At 48.2% G+C, this 16,547-nt stretch carries 19 protein-coding genes and 1 riboswitch; of the genes, 10 read left to right on the forward strand and 9 right to left on the reverse strand.

Annotated elements, in window-relative coordinates; translation table 11 throughout:
- Nucleotide 1 precedes the first annotated feature (1 nt).
- Nucleotides 2-727 carry an ABC transporter ATP-binding protein gene (locus WN59_RS03125; RefSeq protein ID WP_046512390.1) on the reverse strand — a complete coding sequence of 242 codons (726 nt, stop codon included), beginning with the start codon at nucleotides 725-727 and terminating at the stop codon, nucleotides 2-4.
- A 113-nt stretch (nucleotides 728-840) separates the two neighbouring features.
- On the opposite strand from WN59_RS03125, the gene WN59_RS03130 reads away from it, so the two are divergent.
- Nucleotides 841-1,815 carry a TIGR01212 family radical SAM protein gene (locus WN59_RS03130; protein WP_046512394.1) on the forward strand — a complete coding sequence of 325 codons (975 nt, stop codon included), beginning with the start codon at nucleotides 841-843 and terminating at the stop codon, nucleotides 1,813-1,815.
- Entirely contained in the window at nucleotides 1,787-2,347 is a 561-nt protein-coding gene (locus WN59_RS03135; RefSeq protein ID WP_046512397.1) for a class I SAM-dependent methyltransferase, read from the forward strand. Before WN59_RS03130 ends, WN59_RS03135 begins: the two co-directional genes overlap by 29 nt.
- 31 nt (nucleotides 2,348-2,378) lie before the next feature.
- Here the strand turns inward: WN59_RS03135 and WN59_RS03140 are convergent, their stop codons facing one another.
- A complete protein-coding gene (locus WN59_RS03140; RefSeq protein WP_046512401.1) occupies nucleotides 2,379-3,182 on the reverse strand; it encodes an alpha/beta hydrolase in 804 nt (267 codons plus the stop codon).
- An 80-nt stretch (nucleotides 3,183-3,262) separates the two neighbouring features.
- On the opposite strand from WN59_RS03140, the gene WN59_RS03145 reads away from it, so the two are divergent.
- Both WN59_RS03145 and WN59_RS03150 read left to right on the forward strand, forming a co-directional pair.
- Nucleotides 3,263-3,781, forward strand: a complete 519-nt coding sequence (locus WN59_RS03145) for a gamma carbonic anhydrase (protein ID WP_046512857.1) — start codon at nucleotides 3,263-3,265, stop codon at nucleotides 3,779-3,781.
- Nucleotides 3,782-3,854: 73 nt separating this feature from the next.
- Nucleotides 3,855-4,844, forward strand: coding sequence for a proline dehydrogenase family protein (locus WN59_RS03150; protein WP_046512406.1), 990 nt, complete (start codon nucleotides 3,855-3,857; stop codon nucleotides 4,842-4,844).
- A 30-nt stretch (nucleotides 4,845-4,874) separates the two neighbouring features.
- Here WN59_RS03150 and WN59_RS03155 read toward each other — a convergent pair whose 3' ends face one another.
- Nucleotides 4,875-6,296, reverse strand: coding sequence for an FAD/NAD(P)-binding protein (locus tag WN59_RS03155; RefSeq protein ID WP_046512409.1), 1,422 nt, complete (start codon nucleotides 6,294-6,296; stop codon nucleotides 4,875-4,877).
- A 97-nt stretch (nucleotides 6,297-6,393) separates the two neighbouring features.
- Here WN59_RS03155 and WN59_RS03160 point away from each other — a divergent pair, with 97 nt between their 5' ends.
- Both WN59_RS03160 and WN59_RS03165 read left to right on the forward strand, forming a co-directional pair.
- Nucleotides 6,394-6,762: a fluoride efflux transporter FluC gene (locus WN59_RS03160; protein WP_052747247.1), complete on the forward strand. Its 369-nt coding sequence runs from the start codon at nucleotides 6,394-6,396 to the stop codon at nucleotides 6,760-6,762.
- Nucleotides 6,759-7,118, forward strand: a complete 360-nt coding sequence (locus tag WN59_RS03165; protein WP_046512418.1) for a fluoride efflux transporter FluC — start codon at nucleotides 6,759-6,761, stop codon at nucleotides 7,116-7,118. Before WN59_RS03160 ends, WN59_RS03165 begins: the two co-directional genes overlap by 4 nt.
- 40 nt (nucleotides 7,119-7,158) lie before the next feature.
- Here WN59_RS03165 and WN59_RS03170 read toward each other — a convergent pair whose 3' ends face one another.
- Both WN59_RS03170 and WN59_RS03175 read right to left on the reverse strand, forming a co-directional pair.
- Nucleotides 7,159-8,538 (reverse strand): NAD-dependent succinate-semialdehyde dehydrogenase, encoded by a 1,380-nt coding sequence (locus tag WN59_RS03170; RefSeq protein WP_046512421.1) that lies wholly within the window; start codon nucleotides 8,536-8,538, stop codon nucleotides 7,159-7,161.
- A gap of 91 nt (nucleotides 8,539-8,629) precedes the next feature.
- A complete protein-coding gene (locus WN59_RS03175) occupies nucleotides 8,630-9,538 on the reverse strand; it encodes a nuclease-related domain-containing protein (RefSeq protein WP_046512425.1) in 909 nt (302 codons plus the stop codon).
- Between the two features lie 95 nt (nucleotides 9,539-9,633).
- Here WN59_RS03175 and WN59_RS03180 point away from each other — a divergent pair, with 95 nt between their 5' ends.
- Both WN59_RS03180 and WN59_RS13685 read left to right on the forward strand, forming a co-directional pair.
- A complete protein-coding gene (locus WN59_RS03180) occupies nucleotides 9,634-9,951 on the forward strand; it encodes a hypothetical protein (RefSeq protein WP_046512428.1) in 318 nt (105 codons plus the stop codon).
- A gap of 173 nt (nucleotides 9,952-10,124) precedes the next feature.
- Nucleotides 10,125-10,274: a hypothetical protein gene (locus tag WN59_RS13685; protein WP_197073383.1), complete on the forward strand. Its 150-nt coding sequence runs from the start codon at nucleotides 10,125-10,127 to the stop codon at nucleotides 10,272-10,274.
- 50 nt (nucleotides 10,275-10,324) lie between these two features.
- Here WN59_RS13685 and metK read toward each other — a convergent pair whose 3' ends face one another.
- A complete protein-coding gene (gene metK / locus WN59_RS03185) occupies nucleotides 10,325-11,518 on the reverse strand; it encodes a methionine adenosyltransferase (RefSeq protein ID WP_046512431.1) in 1,194 nt (397 codons plus the stop codon).
- An 88-nt stretch (nucleotides 11,519-11,606) separates the two neighbouring features.
- A riboswitch (SAM riboswitch) is annotated at nucleotides 11,607-11,712 on the reverse strand.
- Between the two features lie 149 nt (nucleotides 11,713-11,861).
- On the opposite strand from metK, the gene pckA reads away from it, so the two are divergent.
- Entirely contained in the window at nucleotides 11,862-13,451 is a 1,590-nt protein-coding gene (gene pckA, locus WN59_RS03190) for a phosphoenolpyruvate carboxykinase (ATP) (protein ID WP_046512435.1), read from the forward strand.
- A gap of 37 nt (nucleotides 13,452-13,488) precedes the next feature.
- Here the strand turns inward: pckA and WN59_RS03195 are convergent, their stop codons facing one another.
- A complete protein-coding gene (locus WN59_RS03195; protein ID WP_046512438.1) occupies nucleotides 13,489-13,950 on the reverse strand; it encodes an NUDIX domain-containing protein in 462 nt (153 codons plus the stop codon).
- 79 nt (nucleotides 13,951-14,029) lie between these two features.
- On the opposite strand from WN59_RS03195, the gene yidD reads away from it, so the two are divergent.
- Nucleotides 14,030-14,272, forward strand: coding sequence for a membrane protein insertion efficiency factor YidD (gene yidD / locus WN59_RS03200; RefSeq protein ID WP_046512442.1), 243 nt, complete (start codon nucleotides 14,030-14,032; stop codon nucleotides 14,270-14,272).
- Nucleotide 14,273: 1 nt separating this feature from the next.
- Here yidD and menE read toward each other — a convergent pair whose 3' ends face one another.
- Both menE and menB read right to left on the reverse strand, forming a co-directional pair.
- The gene (gene menE / locus WN59_RS03205; protein WP_046512445.1) at nucleotides 14,274-15,677 is read right to left on the reverse strand and encodes an o-succinylbenzoate--CoA ligase; all 1,404 of its coding nucleotides are present in this window, start codon (nucleotides 15,675-15,677) and stop codon (nucleotides 14,274-14,276) included.
- Between the two features lie 48 nt (nucleotides 15,678-15,725).
- Nucleotides 15,726-16,544, reverse strand: coding sequence for a 1,4-dihydroxy-2-naphthoyl-CoA synthase (menB, locus tag WN59_RS13575; RefSeq protein ID WP_046512448.1), 819 nt, complete (start codon nucleotides 16,542-16,544; stop codon nucleotides 15,726-15,728).
- Between the last annotated feature and the right edge of the window lie 3 nt (nucleotides 16,545-16,547).

The following is a 16,547-nucleotide window of genomic DNA, read 5'->3' on the forward strand; positions in this document are numbered from 1 at the left end:
TTCAGCCCCCCTCGGTCAGTTCAAGGAAGACATCTTCAAGACTCGCATCCGGCTTGCCGGCAACCGCCCTGAGCTCATCAAGTGTGCCGGAATTTCTGGCAACACCTTGATAGATGATCAGTATCCTGTCCGCAATCTCTTCGGCCAGGCTCAGGGTATGGGTCGTCAAAAATACGGTATGCCCCGCTGCCGTATATGCCCTGAGGTAATTCTTCAGATTCCTGTTGCTTTTCGGGTCGAGCCCGACGGTCGGTTCATCCAGGAACACGATGTCCGGATGATGCATCAGCGCCCCGATGATCACCAGCTTCTGCCTCATCCCGTGGGAATAGTTTTCAACAAGTGTGTCCAGCCTGCCTTCGAGATCGAAAAAATCCAAAAAGTATTCCAGCTCCCGCTCGTATTCCTCCTGCTGCATGCCATAGACGCCTGCCACGAAATTCAGGTACTCGCGGCCGGACAGTTTGCCGATGATATCCGGGGTGTCGGGCACAAAACTGATCCTTTTTTTGAGTTCTGTCTTATCCAGCCTCATCTCTTCGCCCAGAATTTCAACAGAACCCCCTGTCGGTTCCAAAAGCCCCATCAGCATTCTTATCGTCGTTGATTTACCGGAGCCGTTCGGGCCAAGGAAAGCGAAAAGCTCCCCTTTCGGCACTTCGAAATCCAGGCTGTCAACGGCTGTAGCCGAACCGAAAATTTTTGTTAATCCTTCTGCTTTTATCATTAGCGCCGTTCCTTTCATCAAGCATGACTGTCTTACGAAAATGTTATACCTTTTGTGCACTATGCACAACCTTTATGATACAATCCCACATAGGAAATGGTCGGTGAAATGCTATGGAAAAATTCAAATACAGTTTTGATGATAAAAGATACCACACATGGAATTATCATCTGAAAAATAAATTCAATGAAAAAATCTTCAAAGTCGCACTCGATGCCGGTTTCGACTGCCCCAACAGGGATGGCACCGTGGCGTATGGCGGCTGCACTTTCTGTTCCGTTGCAGGAAGCGGGGACTTTGCAGGGGACCGGGTCGACCCGATCCCCGTCCAATTCGAAAAGATCAGAGCGGATATGCAGAGCAGAAAATGGAAAAACGGCAAATACATCGCCTACTTCCAGTCATTCACCAATACGCATGCCCCGCTTGCAGACCTCAAGGAAAAGTTTGAAGCCGCCCTTGAGATAGAGGGCGTCGTCGGGCTGTCCATCGGTACACGTCCCGACTGTCTGCCGGATGATGTTGTGGAATATCTGGCGGAACTGAACAAACGTACATATCTATGGGTGGAACTCGGCCTGCAGACCGCGCATGAGGAAACTTCCAGACTCATAAACCGGGCACACGATCTTGCGTGCTATATTGAAGGTGTCAAAAAACTGAGGAAACATGATATCAATGTATGCAGTCACATCATCAACGGCCTGCCCGGTGAAGATTATGAAATGATGATGGAAACATGCCGCACGGTCGCGGGCATGGATGTGCAGGGCATAAAGATCCATCTGCTCCACCTGTTGAAAGGGACACCGATGATCAAACAGTATGAAAAAGGGATGGTATCGTTCCTCACGCAGAAGGAATACACGGATCTCGTCGTCGATCAGCTTGAGATCCTGCCGCCGGAAATGGTCGTCCACCGCATCACAGGCGACGGCCCGATCGACCAGCTCATCGGCCCGATGTGGAGCACTGACAAATGGAGTGTGCTGAACGGTATTGATGAGGCATTTAAACAAAGGGATACATGCCAGGGTGCAAAATATGAGGAGGATGCCTATGCTCGCACGCGTACTGCCCTACGCTAAAGATCTCGCACGGGAAGTTGTCAGCCCGGGGGACACCGTTGTCGATGCGACTTGCGGGAACGGGCATGACACCAGATTCCTTTCGGAGCTTACAGGTCCCGGCGGCCATGTGCTGAGTTTTGATATACAGCCCGGTGCAATCGAAAATGCCAGGGAGCTCTGCAGTCCCGCGGGCAATATAGAGTTCATCCTTGATTCCCATGCCAATGTTGACCGATACCTCGGCGGCAGACCTGTCAAGGCGGCCATGTTCAATCTCGGCTATCTGCCAAAAGGCGATAAGACCATCACTACTGAATACAAATCGACCATCCTCGCGATTGAAAAGATATTCCACGCAATGGTCCCGGGGGGGCGCATCATCATTGTCGTCTATCACGGCCACCCTGAAGGGAAACTGGAAAAAGAGGCACTGACGGCAGCCCTCGCAGAGTGGCCGCAAAAAGAATCCCAGATTCTGGAGTACCGCTTCATCAACCAGAAGAACGATGCCCCTTATATACTGTGCATAGAAAAGAATAGGAAAAAATAGGATGGATCAGAGAGTTCTCTGATCCATCCTTCTATACCAGCAGCCCTATTTTGAACAATTGCATATTGAGGAACGTTACCAGCTGGTAGTACGGGATTTCTATATCCTCCCTCTGAAATATGCTGTGTTCACCGTCATCCAGTATATGGATGACGAGGTCCCCTGAATTGATTCGTTTTACATATTTCGCCGACAGATAGGGGTCCACTATTTCATTGTTCCTGCTGAGTATGGACAGCACCGGCACATCTGGAAAATCATCAAGATGTTCAGTCGTCGTCTTCATCTGGTTGATCACTGTGCGATACCAGTGGTAGCTGACTTTCCTCACGATCAGTTCGTCATTTTCATACCGTTCCAGATACTTTTCATCTTCTGTAAAATACTTCATCCTGATGCCCGGGTTGAAGCGGGTCGCATCACTCGAGGTGCGGACACTTGTCTTCAGGGTGTTCTTCCTGTTCATGAATGACTGCTTGAATGACAGGAGGGGGTTCAGCAGTACGATGCCGTCGACCTGCAGATTATTCAGCTTCACAGACTCAAGCGCAACCAGTCCACCGAGCCCCTGACCGATTATGAATGTGGGCAGACCGTACTCCTGGGCAGCCTTATACCACTCATCAATCCTGTCGGTATATTGCGCAAAATCAGTGATATGCCCTTTATTGACGCGCGTCGTCTGGCCGTGACCGGGAAGGTCGCCCGTTATGCAGTGGTAGCCTGAACGTCTCAGACGCGAAATCAGATCCGTATAGTATTCATGATGCTCCATCATGTCATGGATGACGACCATGACCCCTTTCGGCTGCTGGTCAGTTTCCCATTTCCACATCGTAATGCTCCTTACATAATTTTTTTCTAACGTTATGATAGACTTATTATAACAATCTGATTAGAGAAAGGACATTGGAAATGTTGATCGATTACAAGGGAAAGACACCAAAAATTCATGAAAGCGCTTTTATCGCACCGAATGCAACGGTGATCGGGGATGTGGAACTGGACAAGAATGCCTCTGTCTGGTTCGGTACAATTCTGCGGGGGGACATCGCGCCGGTCCGCATCGGAAAAAACACTAATATCCAGGACCTCTCCATCCTGCATGAGACACCGGGGATGCCGCTCATCATAGAGGACAATGTCACTGTCGGCCACAAAGTGACCCTCCACAGCTGCACGATAAGAAGCAAAGCTCTGATCGGCATGGACTCCACCATACTTGACGGTGCCGTGATTGGCGAGAATGCCTTCATAGGCGCCGGCAGCCTCGTAACACCGGGCACCGAAATCCCGCCGCACACACTTGCATTCGGCCGTCCGGCCAGAGTGGTCCGTGACCTGACGGATGATGATTTCAGGGAAATGGAACGCATCAATGAAACATATGTAAACCATATCCCTCACTATAAATCTGAAAATGATCAATATTAGAAAATTTTAGTTGTTTAAAAATTATGTTTAAGAGTACAATATAATATGGTACTTAGATAAGAGGAGGGTGACTATGCCAGTATTAAGAGATCTTTTCATTGCGCTTTCAGAGAATGAAATGCTGAATGATGCAAGTAAAAAAGTAGGACTGAAATTCGGAACCAACAAAGTCGTCGGAGGCATCACGATTGAGGAGACGATTGAAAGGTTCAAAGACATCAACAGCCAGGGAATGAGTGTGACCTTTGATAACCTGGGGGAATTCATAACTGAAAAATCGGATGCAGTAAAGGAAAAGAACAATATACTTAACATGATCCAGGCAATTGACGATCATGGGGTTGACGCATCCGCTTCCATAAAACTCACTCAGATCGGCCTGCATATCGATTATGATTTCTGTGTTGAAAACGTAAGGGAAATACTCGACACAGCAAGGAATGTCAACATGTTCGTGAACATCGACATGGAAAATTATTCCTCCCACGATACAACAGTCCAGATTGTGGATATGATGATGAAGGAGTATGATAACGTCGGGACGGTGCTGCAGTCATACCTTTATAACTCTGCAGAAAATGTGTACAAGTACAAAGACCACAGGACACGTCTCGTAAAGGGTGCATACAAAGAGAATCCGCGGGTGGCCCTGCAGAAAAAGGATGACATCGATGCTGCTTACGAGCAGCTCATCCGCATCCATCTTACAGAAGGTGACGGCTTCACTTCCATCGCTACGCATGACCATATCATCATCAACGATATGATCGACTTCATCAATGAGCAGAACATCCCGAATGACAAATTCGAGTTCCAGATGCTCTATGGTTTCAGGAAGGAACTCCAGACCGAGTTGGTTGAACGCGGTTATAATGTATGTGTCTATATACCATTCGGCAACCAATGGTACGCATATTTCATGAGAAGGCTCGCTGAAAGGCCGCAGAATATCAATCTGGTCCTCAAATCAATCACGAAAGACCCCGCATTCAAAACTGCAGGGATCGGCGCCGGTGCAATACTCGCCGGACTGGCTGCCTATAAACTATTCAGCCGAAAATGAATGAAACACCGGGACATTCCCCGGTGTTTCCTATGTCAGCTGGTCATAGAATTGACCGGCTAGTTTTTTTGTGTTCTGAATCAGAATCCATACGGAAGTTGACATGTAATCCGCACCCACAGTCAGACCGCCGAGTGCGAACATGCCTTTAAGCGTGCCGACATTCGGGCTGATGACATTGCGTCTCCGGTCCACCATGATTCCACCGAATTCATTTCTTCCGATCAGCTGGTGATCATGGAGCGCACCAATCAAGCCGTTCATATCCTTTTCTATGTCCTTGACAGGACCGGTGGCATTTATGAGGGTATCGATACGGTAATTTTCACCTTCATCCGTCCGGATGGAAAACCTGTCTCCGGCAGCCACATTTTCCATGCCGTCCACAATGACGAGCCTGCCATCTTCCGCCCATTCGACCAGCTTTTCCGCCGCCTCCTTTGGCATGGGAGAGTGATTTTCATCAATCAGGGGATGATACTCCTTCATGAACTTCCTTTTGTCCGTTCTTGACAGATATTGGAACACTTCACTGAAAATCGGGTTCAATGCCATGATCAGATGATGAAGACGCCCGACAGCTTCAGGGTGGGCCATGTCATATTTCAGATCCTGTATGGTATCGCCCGTCCGTCTCCAAAGCAGGGAATGATCGATACCATTCGCCTCCATCTCACGCATAAACAGCTGTTTCAGCGAAGAAAGCGGAATCTCGTCATTTTCCACAAGGGAACAGAGTGTTCCCTTTGTGAAATACTGCAGTCTGATATCAGCATGTGCACCTCTTACCGATGGCATTTCCCCGCTTCTGGAAAAAATGAATACTCTCTCTTTTTTATTCCCGAGCAGAAGAAAGCGCGCACAGTCGATTGCAGACAGGCCTGAACCGATGATCCCGGTCTCCCCCTCCAGGTCATCCAGTACTTCTTCCACCGGATAGGGATCCTGTATATACCCCTCTTCCCCCTCAAGGCTGTAGGGGTCACTGTACCTGAGCATCCCCATGGTCAGAAACACAAAATCATAGACTTTGTCCATGCCGTCTGCCGTCAGTTTGAACTGCCCCGTTCCTGAATCGAACCGGACATCTTCCACCATACCGGGAATGAAATGGACATTTTCATTATCTCTCACAAGGGACTCCATCTTATCCCTTGTATACTCGCCAAACTGCTCCCGGCTGGTGTATCTGACCGCCGGATAATCATTTGCTTCCAGCCATTGTATATAATCGCTGCCATCGTCATCCAGATACATTTCCCCGGATGGGATATTGATGAGCAGATGGCCGCTGTCCCTCTGATATGCCGGGCCTTTTCCCGCCATAACTTCATTGTCATACATATCCAGTTGTATGTTTGCCGTGTATCTGTCATCGTTCACGATATGACTGACGGTTGATATTCCGGTTACTCCGCAGCCGATGACTGCCGCCTTTGCTGATCTGGCCATTTTCAACTCTCTCCTCCGGTAGTCTGTTATGTTACCATTATATATAGAATTATATAAATTTGCATAGATGAATCTCGAATCGGACGGAGGCGCACCATTGAAACGATATATATACATAGCTGCCGGGGCAATGACCGGTGCAGTACTCAGACTCGCAATTTCCCTTGTATCATCATATGCCGGGCTGCCGTTCTTTACCGGGACGTTCCTGGTCAATATGCTCGGTGCCTTTGCCGCCGGCTATATCATGTGCAGAATTATTGCAACAGGCAAACGCGGAAAAGACTTCCTCATCACCGGCCTGCTGGGGAGCTTCACCACTTTCTCGATGCTCTCATATGAGCAGTATATGCTGCTCGCCATCGGGGATTATGTCATGTTCACAGTCTATATCGCAATCAACCTCATGTGCGGCCTCATCCTTGCTGCATTGGGCTGGCAGATTGCAGGAAGGAGGACCAGATGACCCTTTTTGTACTGGCTCTGGGAGCGGCACTCGGTGCTGTGCTTCGTGCTGCTATCCTTGATCTGAAAATATTCAGACGGTTCGCCATACCTTACGGAACCATCACAGTAAATATAGCCGGTTCGTTCCTGATGGGACTCTGTGTACCTGTTCTTCAATCATCCGGCATGCTCTATACCGGGATAATATTCGGTTTCCTGGGCGGCTTTACGACATATTCCGCATTCAGTCTGGACCAGCTTTCGCTGCTTCAGGAAAGAAGGTACAGGGAACTGTTCAGATACATTTTCATTACAATATTTTTCAGCATGGTTGCTCTGGCGACAGGTCTCATGACCGGAGTATCCTTATCATAAAAAATGCGGGTTCCCTGTTCGGGGAACCCGCATTTTTCGATTATATTTTCATGGAAGTGATCTTCGTCTCAAGATATGGTTCTATGCCTTCCAGACCGCCCTCGCGTCCGATGCCGCTTTCTTTCAGGCCGCCGAATGGAATGTGTGCAGCACTGGGCTTGCCATTGTTCCATCCCAGGACCCCGAAATTCAATCCTTCCTGGAGCCTGATGCCGTCCCGATAGCTTTCAGTGAAGAAATACGCTGCAAGGCCGTATTCAGTGTCATTCGCCTTTTCGATTGCTTCGTCAAGATCGCTGAAGGTCTGGATGGGAGCAACCGGGCCGAACGTCTCTTCATTCATGATGATCATCTCATCTGTTGCGCCCGTGATCACAGTCGGTTCGATGAAATAACCTTCAGAATGGTCCCCCTTGCCGCCGGCAGTGATGGTGCCGCCTTTTTGCTTCGCGTCATTGATATGTTCCATCACTTTATCATAGCCGTCTTTGTTGATCATCGGTCCGACCTGGACGCCCTCATCCATGCCGTTGCCCATTTTGAGTGTTTTTACCTTCTCGCTGAATCTTTCACTGAACGCATCCGCGATGTCCTCATGCACATAAAACCTGTTGGCACACACGCATGTCTGACCGGAATTCCTGAATTTCGTCGCAATGGCATGATCCACAGCGGTTTCAAGGTCCGCATCCTTATGGACGACAAGGGGTGCGTGGCCCCCGAGTTCCATCGTGATGTTCTTGACGGTTGAAGCGGCGCCTTCCATCAGCTTCTTACCCACTGCAGTAGAGCCTGTAAATGTCAGTTTCATCACTTTATCAGACTGTGAAAATACTTCCCCGGCATCTTTGCCGGAAGCATTCACATACTGGATGACGCCCGCCTCAAATCCTGCGTCCTTGGCAAGATCGAGGAATCTCATCGCAGACAGCGGGGTTTCCCGTGCCGGTTTCACCAGGAATGTGCATCCCGCTGCAACAGCAGGTGCAGCTTTCCTGGCCATCATGGCGACAGGGAAATTCCAGGGCGTGATTGCAGCCACGACACCGATCGGCTGTTTGGTCACAACCAGCCTCACGTCGTCTTCATGCGGCGGAATCGTACGCCCGTACGCACGCTTGCCCTCTTCTGCATAATAGTCGATGTAGCTGCATGCATACTCCACTTCGCCGAGGGACTCGGCCAGCGGCTTGCCGTTCTCTTTTGTGATGAGTTCAGCGATTTCATCTTTATTTTCACGGATCCGTTTTGCCCATTCGTTCAGGAGGGCGCTCCTGTCATGCGCATTTTTCTTTTTATACTTTTTAAAAGCCTGATGCGCCGTTTCGATCTTCGCTTCAATATCTTCTCTCGAGTCTTTTTTAATGCTTCTGATTTCTTCCCCGGTTGCAGGGTTCATAACTGCTATCTCTTCAGACATCCCTATTCCTCCTTAGAAATATATGATTTTGCAATAAAAAAAGTCCTATTTAAAGTATAGGACTTTTAAAGCATTAAAACAAAATATACGATTAAGGGTTCAGACTGAATATTTCTTCGGCGATTTCATCCAGTTCTTTGACAGTATACTGGAACCTGCCGTGGAAGACATATTTCAGGAAGAAGTTCTCGAGCTCTTCTTCGCCCACAAGGACCTTGATTGAAGGATCCGCCGAATAGTTCGTGATGGAATAATTTCCATTGTCAATCGGGTTGAAGTAGATCATCGGCACGACATCGTATTGAAGCTTCAATATATTTTTGAGTTTTTCGGCAGAAAGCCTGGTTTCTTCTATAGTATGATTGTAATGGTTCACGGAAACATTACGGTCATCCGCTTTTTCGAATATCAGTGTCTGTTCTTTTGCCTTATCCAGATCCAGCAGATCAAAGAAAGATTCGACGTAAGGAAGACTGTTGAAGTTTTCCTCATTCACACCATGCAGGATGTGCCCACCCCAGTATTTTGAATCGATCATGTAGATGCCTGTCCGCGTCAGGACAAGATGGTCGATCTTGCGTGTGTTCGTATAGTTCCTGGAGGGAAGATACACGTTTGAAAGGATGTACATATCCGATTCCCTGATCTTCTCATCCCGTACAAGACGCTCCTTGAGCTGGATAAGGGAGAGGTCTGTGAGATACTCTCCCTTATCCACCGTAAACTGGCGCAGGCTCGAGAGTTTATTGTTCAGTAAAGTTGTATCATTATGATATTTTTCATTTAAAGTGGAAACCTCTTTTTTATGACTGAGGCGTTCCTCTTCCTGATCGGATTCATATTTCTCTATCAATCCCTGCTTCTCCTTGCTATACTCTTCAGTAAGTGCATTGACTTTGTTCCTGTTCTTGAAGAAATAAACAAGGAATGCCACTGCAACAATCAGTAGAACTGCAGCAACCGCGATAAATATCGGATTAGTGAAAATTTCAGTATTCATAGTCGAGTTTTCAATTCCTTCCAAATAATGATTTCATGCCTTCTTCAAGGCTTTGTCCATTATAACAAAATTATTAATATATAAGTGAGGTAAACATGCGATTTTTTATAAATTATAAGTATTTCCCGCCGATGATCAATGATGTATTCGTCAATTTCGATCCAGTATCAATCATCGTCGCAGAAAACACACAGAATGACGAGTATATATTCGAAGCGCTCTCCCTGTATGATGAGTTCCCGTTCATAAACAGCAGGACCCAGATGGAAACCCGTGTGAACACCATCATGCTGGAGAGTTTCAGCGTCTTCCCGAACAAACTGAGCTATGAAGGTGAACAGTATCCCCTCGATGATGAAATGATCAGCCAGCTCTGGAAAATCAAACAGAAGTGGATGCGGATGCAGCCCTGAATATGTCCTTCATGTAAAGATTTCCAGGTTATTTTATTTACTTCCTCAATGATGTTTCGGGCTGAATCAGCCGGGTACTAACCAACTGCCCGGCCGGTTACATAGATAAGCGGCAGGCATGATCCAGACCTGAGCCGACAGCGCATAAAACAAAAACCAGGAGGATTACTATTATGGAACTCAGAAAGTATCTCATGGCAGGCGGACTCGCGTCAGTACTCGCACTTGGTGCATGCGGCGGATCGACTGAAGAGGAGTCGACCGAGGAAGAAACAACCGAGGATGCCGGCGGAGGCATGGAAGAGGAATCTTCTGAAGAGTAATATCATTCTGCAACAGTTTTAAGACCCCGGAATAATTTCCGGGGTCTTTCTTAATTCACTTCTACTTTTTTCAATTCTTTCTGCAGCTGCTCCACTTTATCCGTCGCTTCCCACGGACACTCTTCTGCATTTCTGCCGAAATGGCCGTAGCTTGCAGTATTTTTGTAGATCGGTCTTCTGAGGTTGAGCATTTCGATGATGCCGTCCGGTGACAGATTGAAAAGTTTGCGGATGGCACCTGTAATTTCCTCTTCAGAGTGTTCGGATGTACCGAATGTATCGACCGAAATGGAAACCGGCTGGCTCACCCCGATCGCATAGGCAAGCTGGATTTCACATTTCTCCGCCACTTTCGCAGCGACGATGTTCTTGGCGATGTACCGTGATGCGTATGCCGCCGAACGGTCCACTTTGGTCGGGTCCTTGCCGCTGAAAGCGCCGCCCCCGTGCCTTGCATAGCCGCCGTAGGTATCGACGATGATCTTCCTGCCGGTCAGTCCCGCATCTCCCTGCGGGCCGCCGATGACAAAACGGCCGGTCGGATTGATGATATACTTCGTCTCTTCATCCAGCAGTTCAGATGGGACGACTGCGCCGATTACATGAGTGCGGATGTCATCATAGATGCGCTCCACAGGAATATCATCATGGTGCTGTGTGGAAATGACGATCGTGTCCACCCTTTTCACCTGATCATTCTCATCATACTCCACTGTGACCTGCGTTTTTCCGTCAGGCCTCAGATAATCGAGAATATTCTCCTTCCTGACATCAGTCAGACGTTTCGACAGTTTGTGCGCAAGGGATATAGGCAGAGGCATAAGTTCATCTGTTTCACTGCATGCATACCCGAACATCAGGCCCTGGTCCCCCGCACCCGTGGACATTACACCGCTGTCACGCGTCTCAATCGCATTATCCACCCCTTGTGCGATATCCTGCGACTGCTCATCAATCCCCGTCAATACCGACATGGTCTTGTAATCATAGCCGTACTTTGCACGGGTATAGCCAATATCTTTCACAGTTTCCCTGACTATTTTGGGGATATCGACGTAAGTCTTCGTACTGATCTCCCCCACTATCATCGCCATGCCCGTGTTCACAACCGTCTCACAGGCAACCCTGGCATTGACATCCCCTTTTAATATTTCGTCCAGAATCGCGTCAGATATCTGATCTGCGATTTTATCAGGATGACCCTCCGTTACAGATTCAGAAGTGAAAAGCCTGCGCTCTGCCATCTATAAAACTCCTTTGATTAGTTTATTAGCTATCTCTCAGTAAAATAATAAAGCCTTTTCCATAAGACAGGAAAAGGCTTCGCTCTTCCCCTTATCGATCAGAATAAATTCTGCATCCTTTAGCACCTTTCTTTGTAGAAAAGAGGTTGCTGGGCTTCCCAGGGTATGTTCCCTCCACCGGCTCTTGATAAGAGATAACTTAATCTATAATATACTAGATGACAGGCTTCAATTCAAGGCAATATTATTTGATTTAATATGTCACATCATTTTATAATGTGTTATACTATTTCCTGAAAGGGTCATACACATCCAAATTCGCATAAAAAATGGAGGCATACATATGGTAAATCATTCCGAACTAATCCAAAACCTTATTTCAAAAGAAACGGCTAAAATCCAGCTTTCTGTCTCACAGCTTGTTGAAAGTTCCCTCAGGAGAGGTGAAGGGAAACTGACAGAGTCCGGCGCCTTGAGAGCCGAGACTGGAAAATATACAGGCAGAAGCCCCAAAGACCGTTTCATAGTTGAAGATGACGTTTCCAGGAACAAAGTGGACTGGGGGGAGGTCAACCAGCCGATTTCAGAAGAGGTGTTCGACAGCCTGTATAGTAAAGTCGTCGATTATCTCGATGAGAAAGATGAAGTTTTCGTCTTCAACGGTTATGCCGGCGCGGATGAGAAAACAAGGCTGAATCTGAGGGTGGTCAACGAGTACAGCTGGCACAACATGTTCGCCCGCACGATGTTCATCCGTCCTGAAACTAAGGAAGAGGCTCTTGAAATCGACCCGCAGTTCACCATTGTCTCCGCCCCTACTTTCAAAGCGGATCCATCTGTCGATGGTACGAAATCGGAAGCTTTCATCATTGTCTCCCTTGAAAAGGGTGTAATCCTGATCGGCGGCACCGAATATGCCGGTGAAATGAAGAAATCCATCTTCTCCATCATGAACTACCTGCTGCCGGAGAAAGGCATCATGAGCATGCACTGCTCTGCCAACGTGGGCGAAAACAAAGATGTCGCATTGTTCTTCGGCCTTTCAGGCACTGGAAAAACAACGCTTTCCGCAGATCCGCAGAGGGAACTGATCGGCGATGATGAGCACGGATGGAATGAAGACGGCGTATTCAATATCGAAGGCGGCTGCTATGCGAAGACAATCAATCTCTCTGCCGAAAAGGAGCCGGAAATCTTCCAGGCGATCCGTTTCGGTTCCGTTCTGGAAAATGTCGTCCTTGACGAGAACGGTGAACCGGACTATGACGACGGGGAGCTGACGGAAAACACCCGTGCCGCCTATCCGCTCCATCATATTGATAATGCACGCATCCCGTCAATTGCCGGACATCCGAACACGATCATCTTCCTGACTGCAGATGCGTTCGGCGTTCTGCCTCCGATTTCAAAACTGACGAAATCCCAGGCAATGTACCATTTCCTGAGCGGTTTCACTTCCAAGCTTGCAGGAACTGAAAGAGGCATCACTTCTCCGCAGCCTGTTTTCTCTACGTGCTTCGGCTCTCCGTTCCTGCCGCTTCACGCCACCACTTATGCGAATATGCTCGGCGATCTGATCGATGAGCACGAAGTGGATGTATATCTCGTGAACACGGGATGGTCCGGCGGTGAATACGGCGTGGGGAAACGCATGGATCTCAGCCATACGCGTTCCATGGTAAGGCGTGCCATCAGCGGAGAACTCGCACTCAATGCCTTCGAAGAAGATTCCGTTTTCGGTCTGAGCATCCCGGTCTCCGTACCTGGAGTGCCAAGTGAAATCCTGAATCCGAGAAATACGTGGGAATCCACTGCCGCCTACGATGAAAAGGCGAGGGATCTGAAGGAATCATTCATAGAGAACTTCAAGAAGTTCGGAGAAGATTCTGATGAGATCGCCAGAAACGGCGGTTTCTCACTGCAGACCCAATAATAGTAGAAAAGCAGCCAAAATTGATTTGGCTGCTTTTTCATTTTGCAAAGAAAGCATCATCAAGACTCATGTCATATAAATATCTGATACAGTCATCTTCAAGCAGAATGCTCCGTTTTTCATCCGGCACTTCGTCTATACTTTCCAAAAGAACCGGCCCCAACGTTTCAAGGTAATCGCATTTGAAGAATACATCTTTGATATCCGCAAAATATACGGCTTTCGTAAAAGGCTTTGCGTCATGGACCGTATAGTAACCGACATATTTGAGCGCCCCGATGCTCGCTCCTGTCTCTTCAAACACTTCCCTGTTCACAGCCTCTTCCAATGTTTCTTCCGGCTCCACCTTGCCCCCGGAAAATTCCACTCCCCGTACTTTATGATCTGTCAGCAGATACTTGCCATCCATCCTGCATATCGCAAGGACATGCCCCGCCGATTCGGTCTCTTTAAATTCCAGCGTGACTTTTCTCTCTTCAAAATCCATGAATTCAAGCATTTTATCATCTCCGATATTTGCCTTTATGACAGCCACCCTTTATCATTAAGATATTAAAAAAGAATGTCTGGTGATTGTTATGCGTACTGTACTCCTGTCTCTGTTCCGGTTTTATCAGAAGTTCATCTCGCCTATGTTCCCGCCAAGCTGCCGCTTCAATCCGACCTGTTCGAATTACGGCATTGAGGCAATCCGGGAACATGGGGCTCTGAAAGGGGGCTGGCTGACGGTAAAAAGGATACTGAAGTGTCATCCCTTCCATCCCGGCGGATATGATCCTGTGCCTTTGAATCCTAAAAATTATGCAGATAAAAAGCAGTAGCCTACATGCTGCTGCTTTTTTTTGTTTCAAATGCTTCCCGGTTCTTCACCCTGGAAACCTTCCCGGTGGACGTCATGATCACTTCTTTGGTTTCATGGATTTCTTTTGGCAGTTTATACCTTGCCAGGCGCTGTTCAAGCACTGCCATGACCGCCGTCCTGTCCAAGCCGGATCCTTCCTCGAGTTCAACCAGCAGTACAGGCACTTCCCCCCACTCCGGATCTTTCTGTTTGATGACCACCGATTTCCGGACGGAAGCATGGGCTGATGCAGCATCCTCGATCTCCTTTGGATAGATGTTCTCCCCGCCGCTGATGATCAGATCACTCCTCCTGTCCAGTATGTACAGATATCCGTCATCATCAATGCGGCCGATGTCACCGGTCCTGAAATATCCTTCATCAAGTGACAGTTCCGCGTTCACATACCCTGTGGTAACCGCCGGTCCCTTTACAAGAAGCTCATCCTCATTTTCTTCATCGATCTTGATTGATATATTATCAAGCGGCCGCCCGACCGTCCCTTTTAAGATCTTGGGATCCTCCGGCGAAATGGAAACAATCTGTGAGCATGTCTCGGTCATTCCGAAAGAATTATATACCGGAAATCCTTTATCGAGAGCACGGTTCAGAATATCCATCGTCACGCCGGCGCCGCCGAGCAGTATGCCTTCGAGATTATGTCTGCCTTCATGCTCCATCATCCTCCCGAGCATCACGGGCACCATGCTGACATGCGTAACTTCATGCTCCTCCAGCTCCCGCCACACATTCAGCGGTTCGAACTTTTCAATCAGAATCATCATACAGCCGCGGATGACTGAACGCATCAGTATGGAAAATCCTGAAATATGATAGATTGGATTGACATTCATCCATACACTCTCCGGCCCATAGCTGAATCGCTGTTCGCACCCAATGGCCGACTCATAGTGATTTTCATAACTCTGCCTTACCGCCTTGGCGCGGCCCGTCGTGCCTGAGGTGAACATGATCGACAGGGTTTCTTCTCCGGCCGTTGCCCCCTCATTGCCAGGAACGTCTTCAAGACCAATTAATTCCCCGTACCCGACAACTCTGTAACCGTCCACTGAGAGTTTTTTTGTAGCCACGATGGTATCGACTCCCACATCCGTCATCTGCCTGTCGATTTCAACAGCGGTCAGACGACGGTTGATCATCACTATTTCAATTTTTGCAAGCATCGCCGCGTGGATCAGGATGACTGATTCAACAGTATTGTCTATAAAGAACCCTATTCTTGCCCTGCCCAGTGCATTCAATTTCTTCGAAACTGACAGTGCTTGCCCGTATAAATCTCTGAATGAGAGCATATTTCCATTGAATGCGACCGCTGTCTTTTCAGGACGCATGTCCGCCTGCATCTCCAACCAATTATAATCCATTTCTACACCTCATTAAAAAAGCCCATCATCAGATGGGCAGGATAAAACTTATGGGAATCTAGGGAATTGACCGAAATCCGGCTTCCTTTTCTCTTTGAATGCTTCTCTTCCCTCTTTTGCTTCATCAGTCGTGTAATAAAGCAGCGTCGCATCTCCGGCCATTTGCTGTAATCCTGCAAGACCATCTGTATCTGCATTCATACCCGCTTTCAGCAGACGGAGTGCCGTCGGTGAATGTGCCATCATTTCCTCACACCACTGGACGGTCTCATCCTCAAGCTGGTCAACCGGAACCACAGTGTTCACGAGCCCCATATCCAGTGCTTCCTGTGCATCATACTGTCTGCAGAGGTACCAGATTTCACGGGCCTTCTTATGGCCGATGATCCTGGCAAGATAGCCTGCACCGTAACCGGCGTCGAATGAACCCACTTTAGGACCGGTCTGTCCGAAGCGTGCGTTGTCTGCAGCGATTGTGAGGTCACAAACGACGTGCAGCACATGGCCGCCGCCAATTGCATATCCGGAAACCATCGCAACTACCGGTTTCGGGATAACCCGAATCAGACGCTGCAGATCCAGTACGTTCAAGCGCGGCACATTGTCCTCGCCTACATAGCCGCCGTGACCGCGGACCGACTGGTCACCGCCGGAACAGAAGGCCTTTTCACCCTCGCCCGCAAGTACGATGACTGCTACGTTTTCATCATCCCTCGCCCTGTTGAATGCATCGATCATCTCATTTACCGTAAGAGGTGTAAAGGCATTGCGAACTTCCGGACGGTTGATAGTCACTTTCGCAATACCGTTATAGTATTCATACTTGATTTCTCTGTACTCTTTTAATGTCTGCCATTCTCTAGCCATTGT

This window comes from Salinicoccus sediminis, from assembly GCF_000986795.1.
GTDB classification, from domain to species: domain Bacteria; phylum Bacillota; class Bacilli; order Staphylococcales; family Salinicoccaceae; genus Salinicoccus; species Salinicoccus sediminis.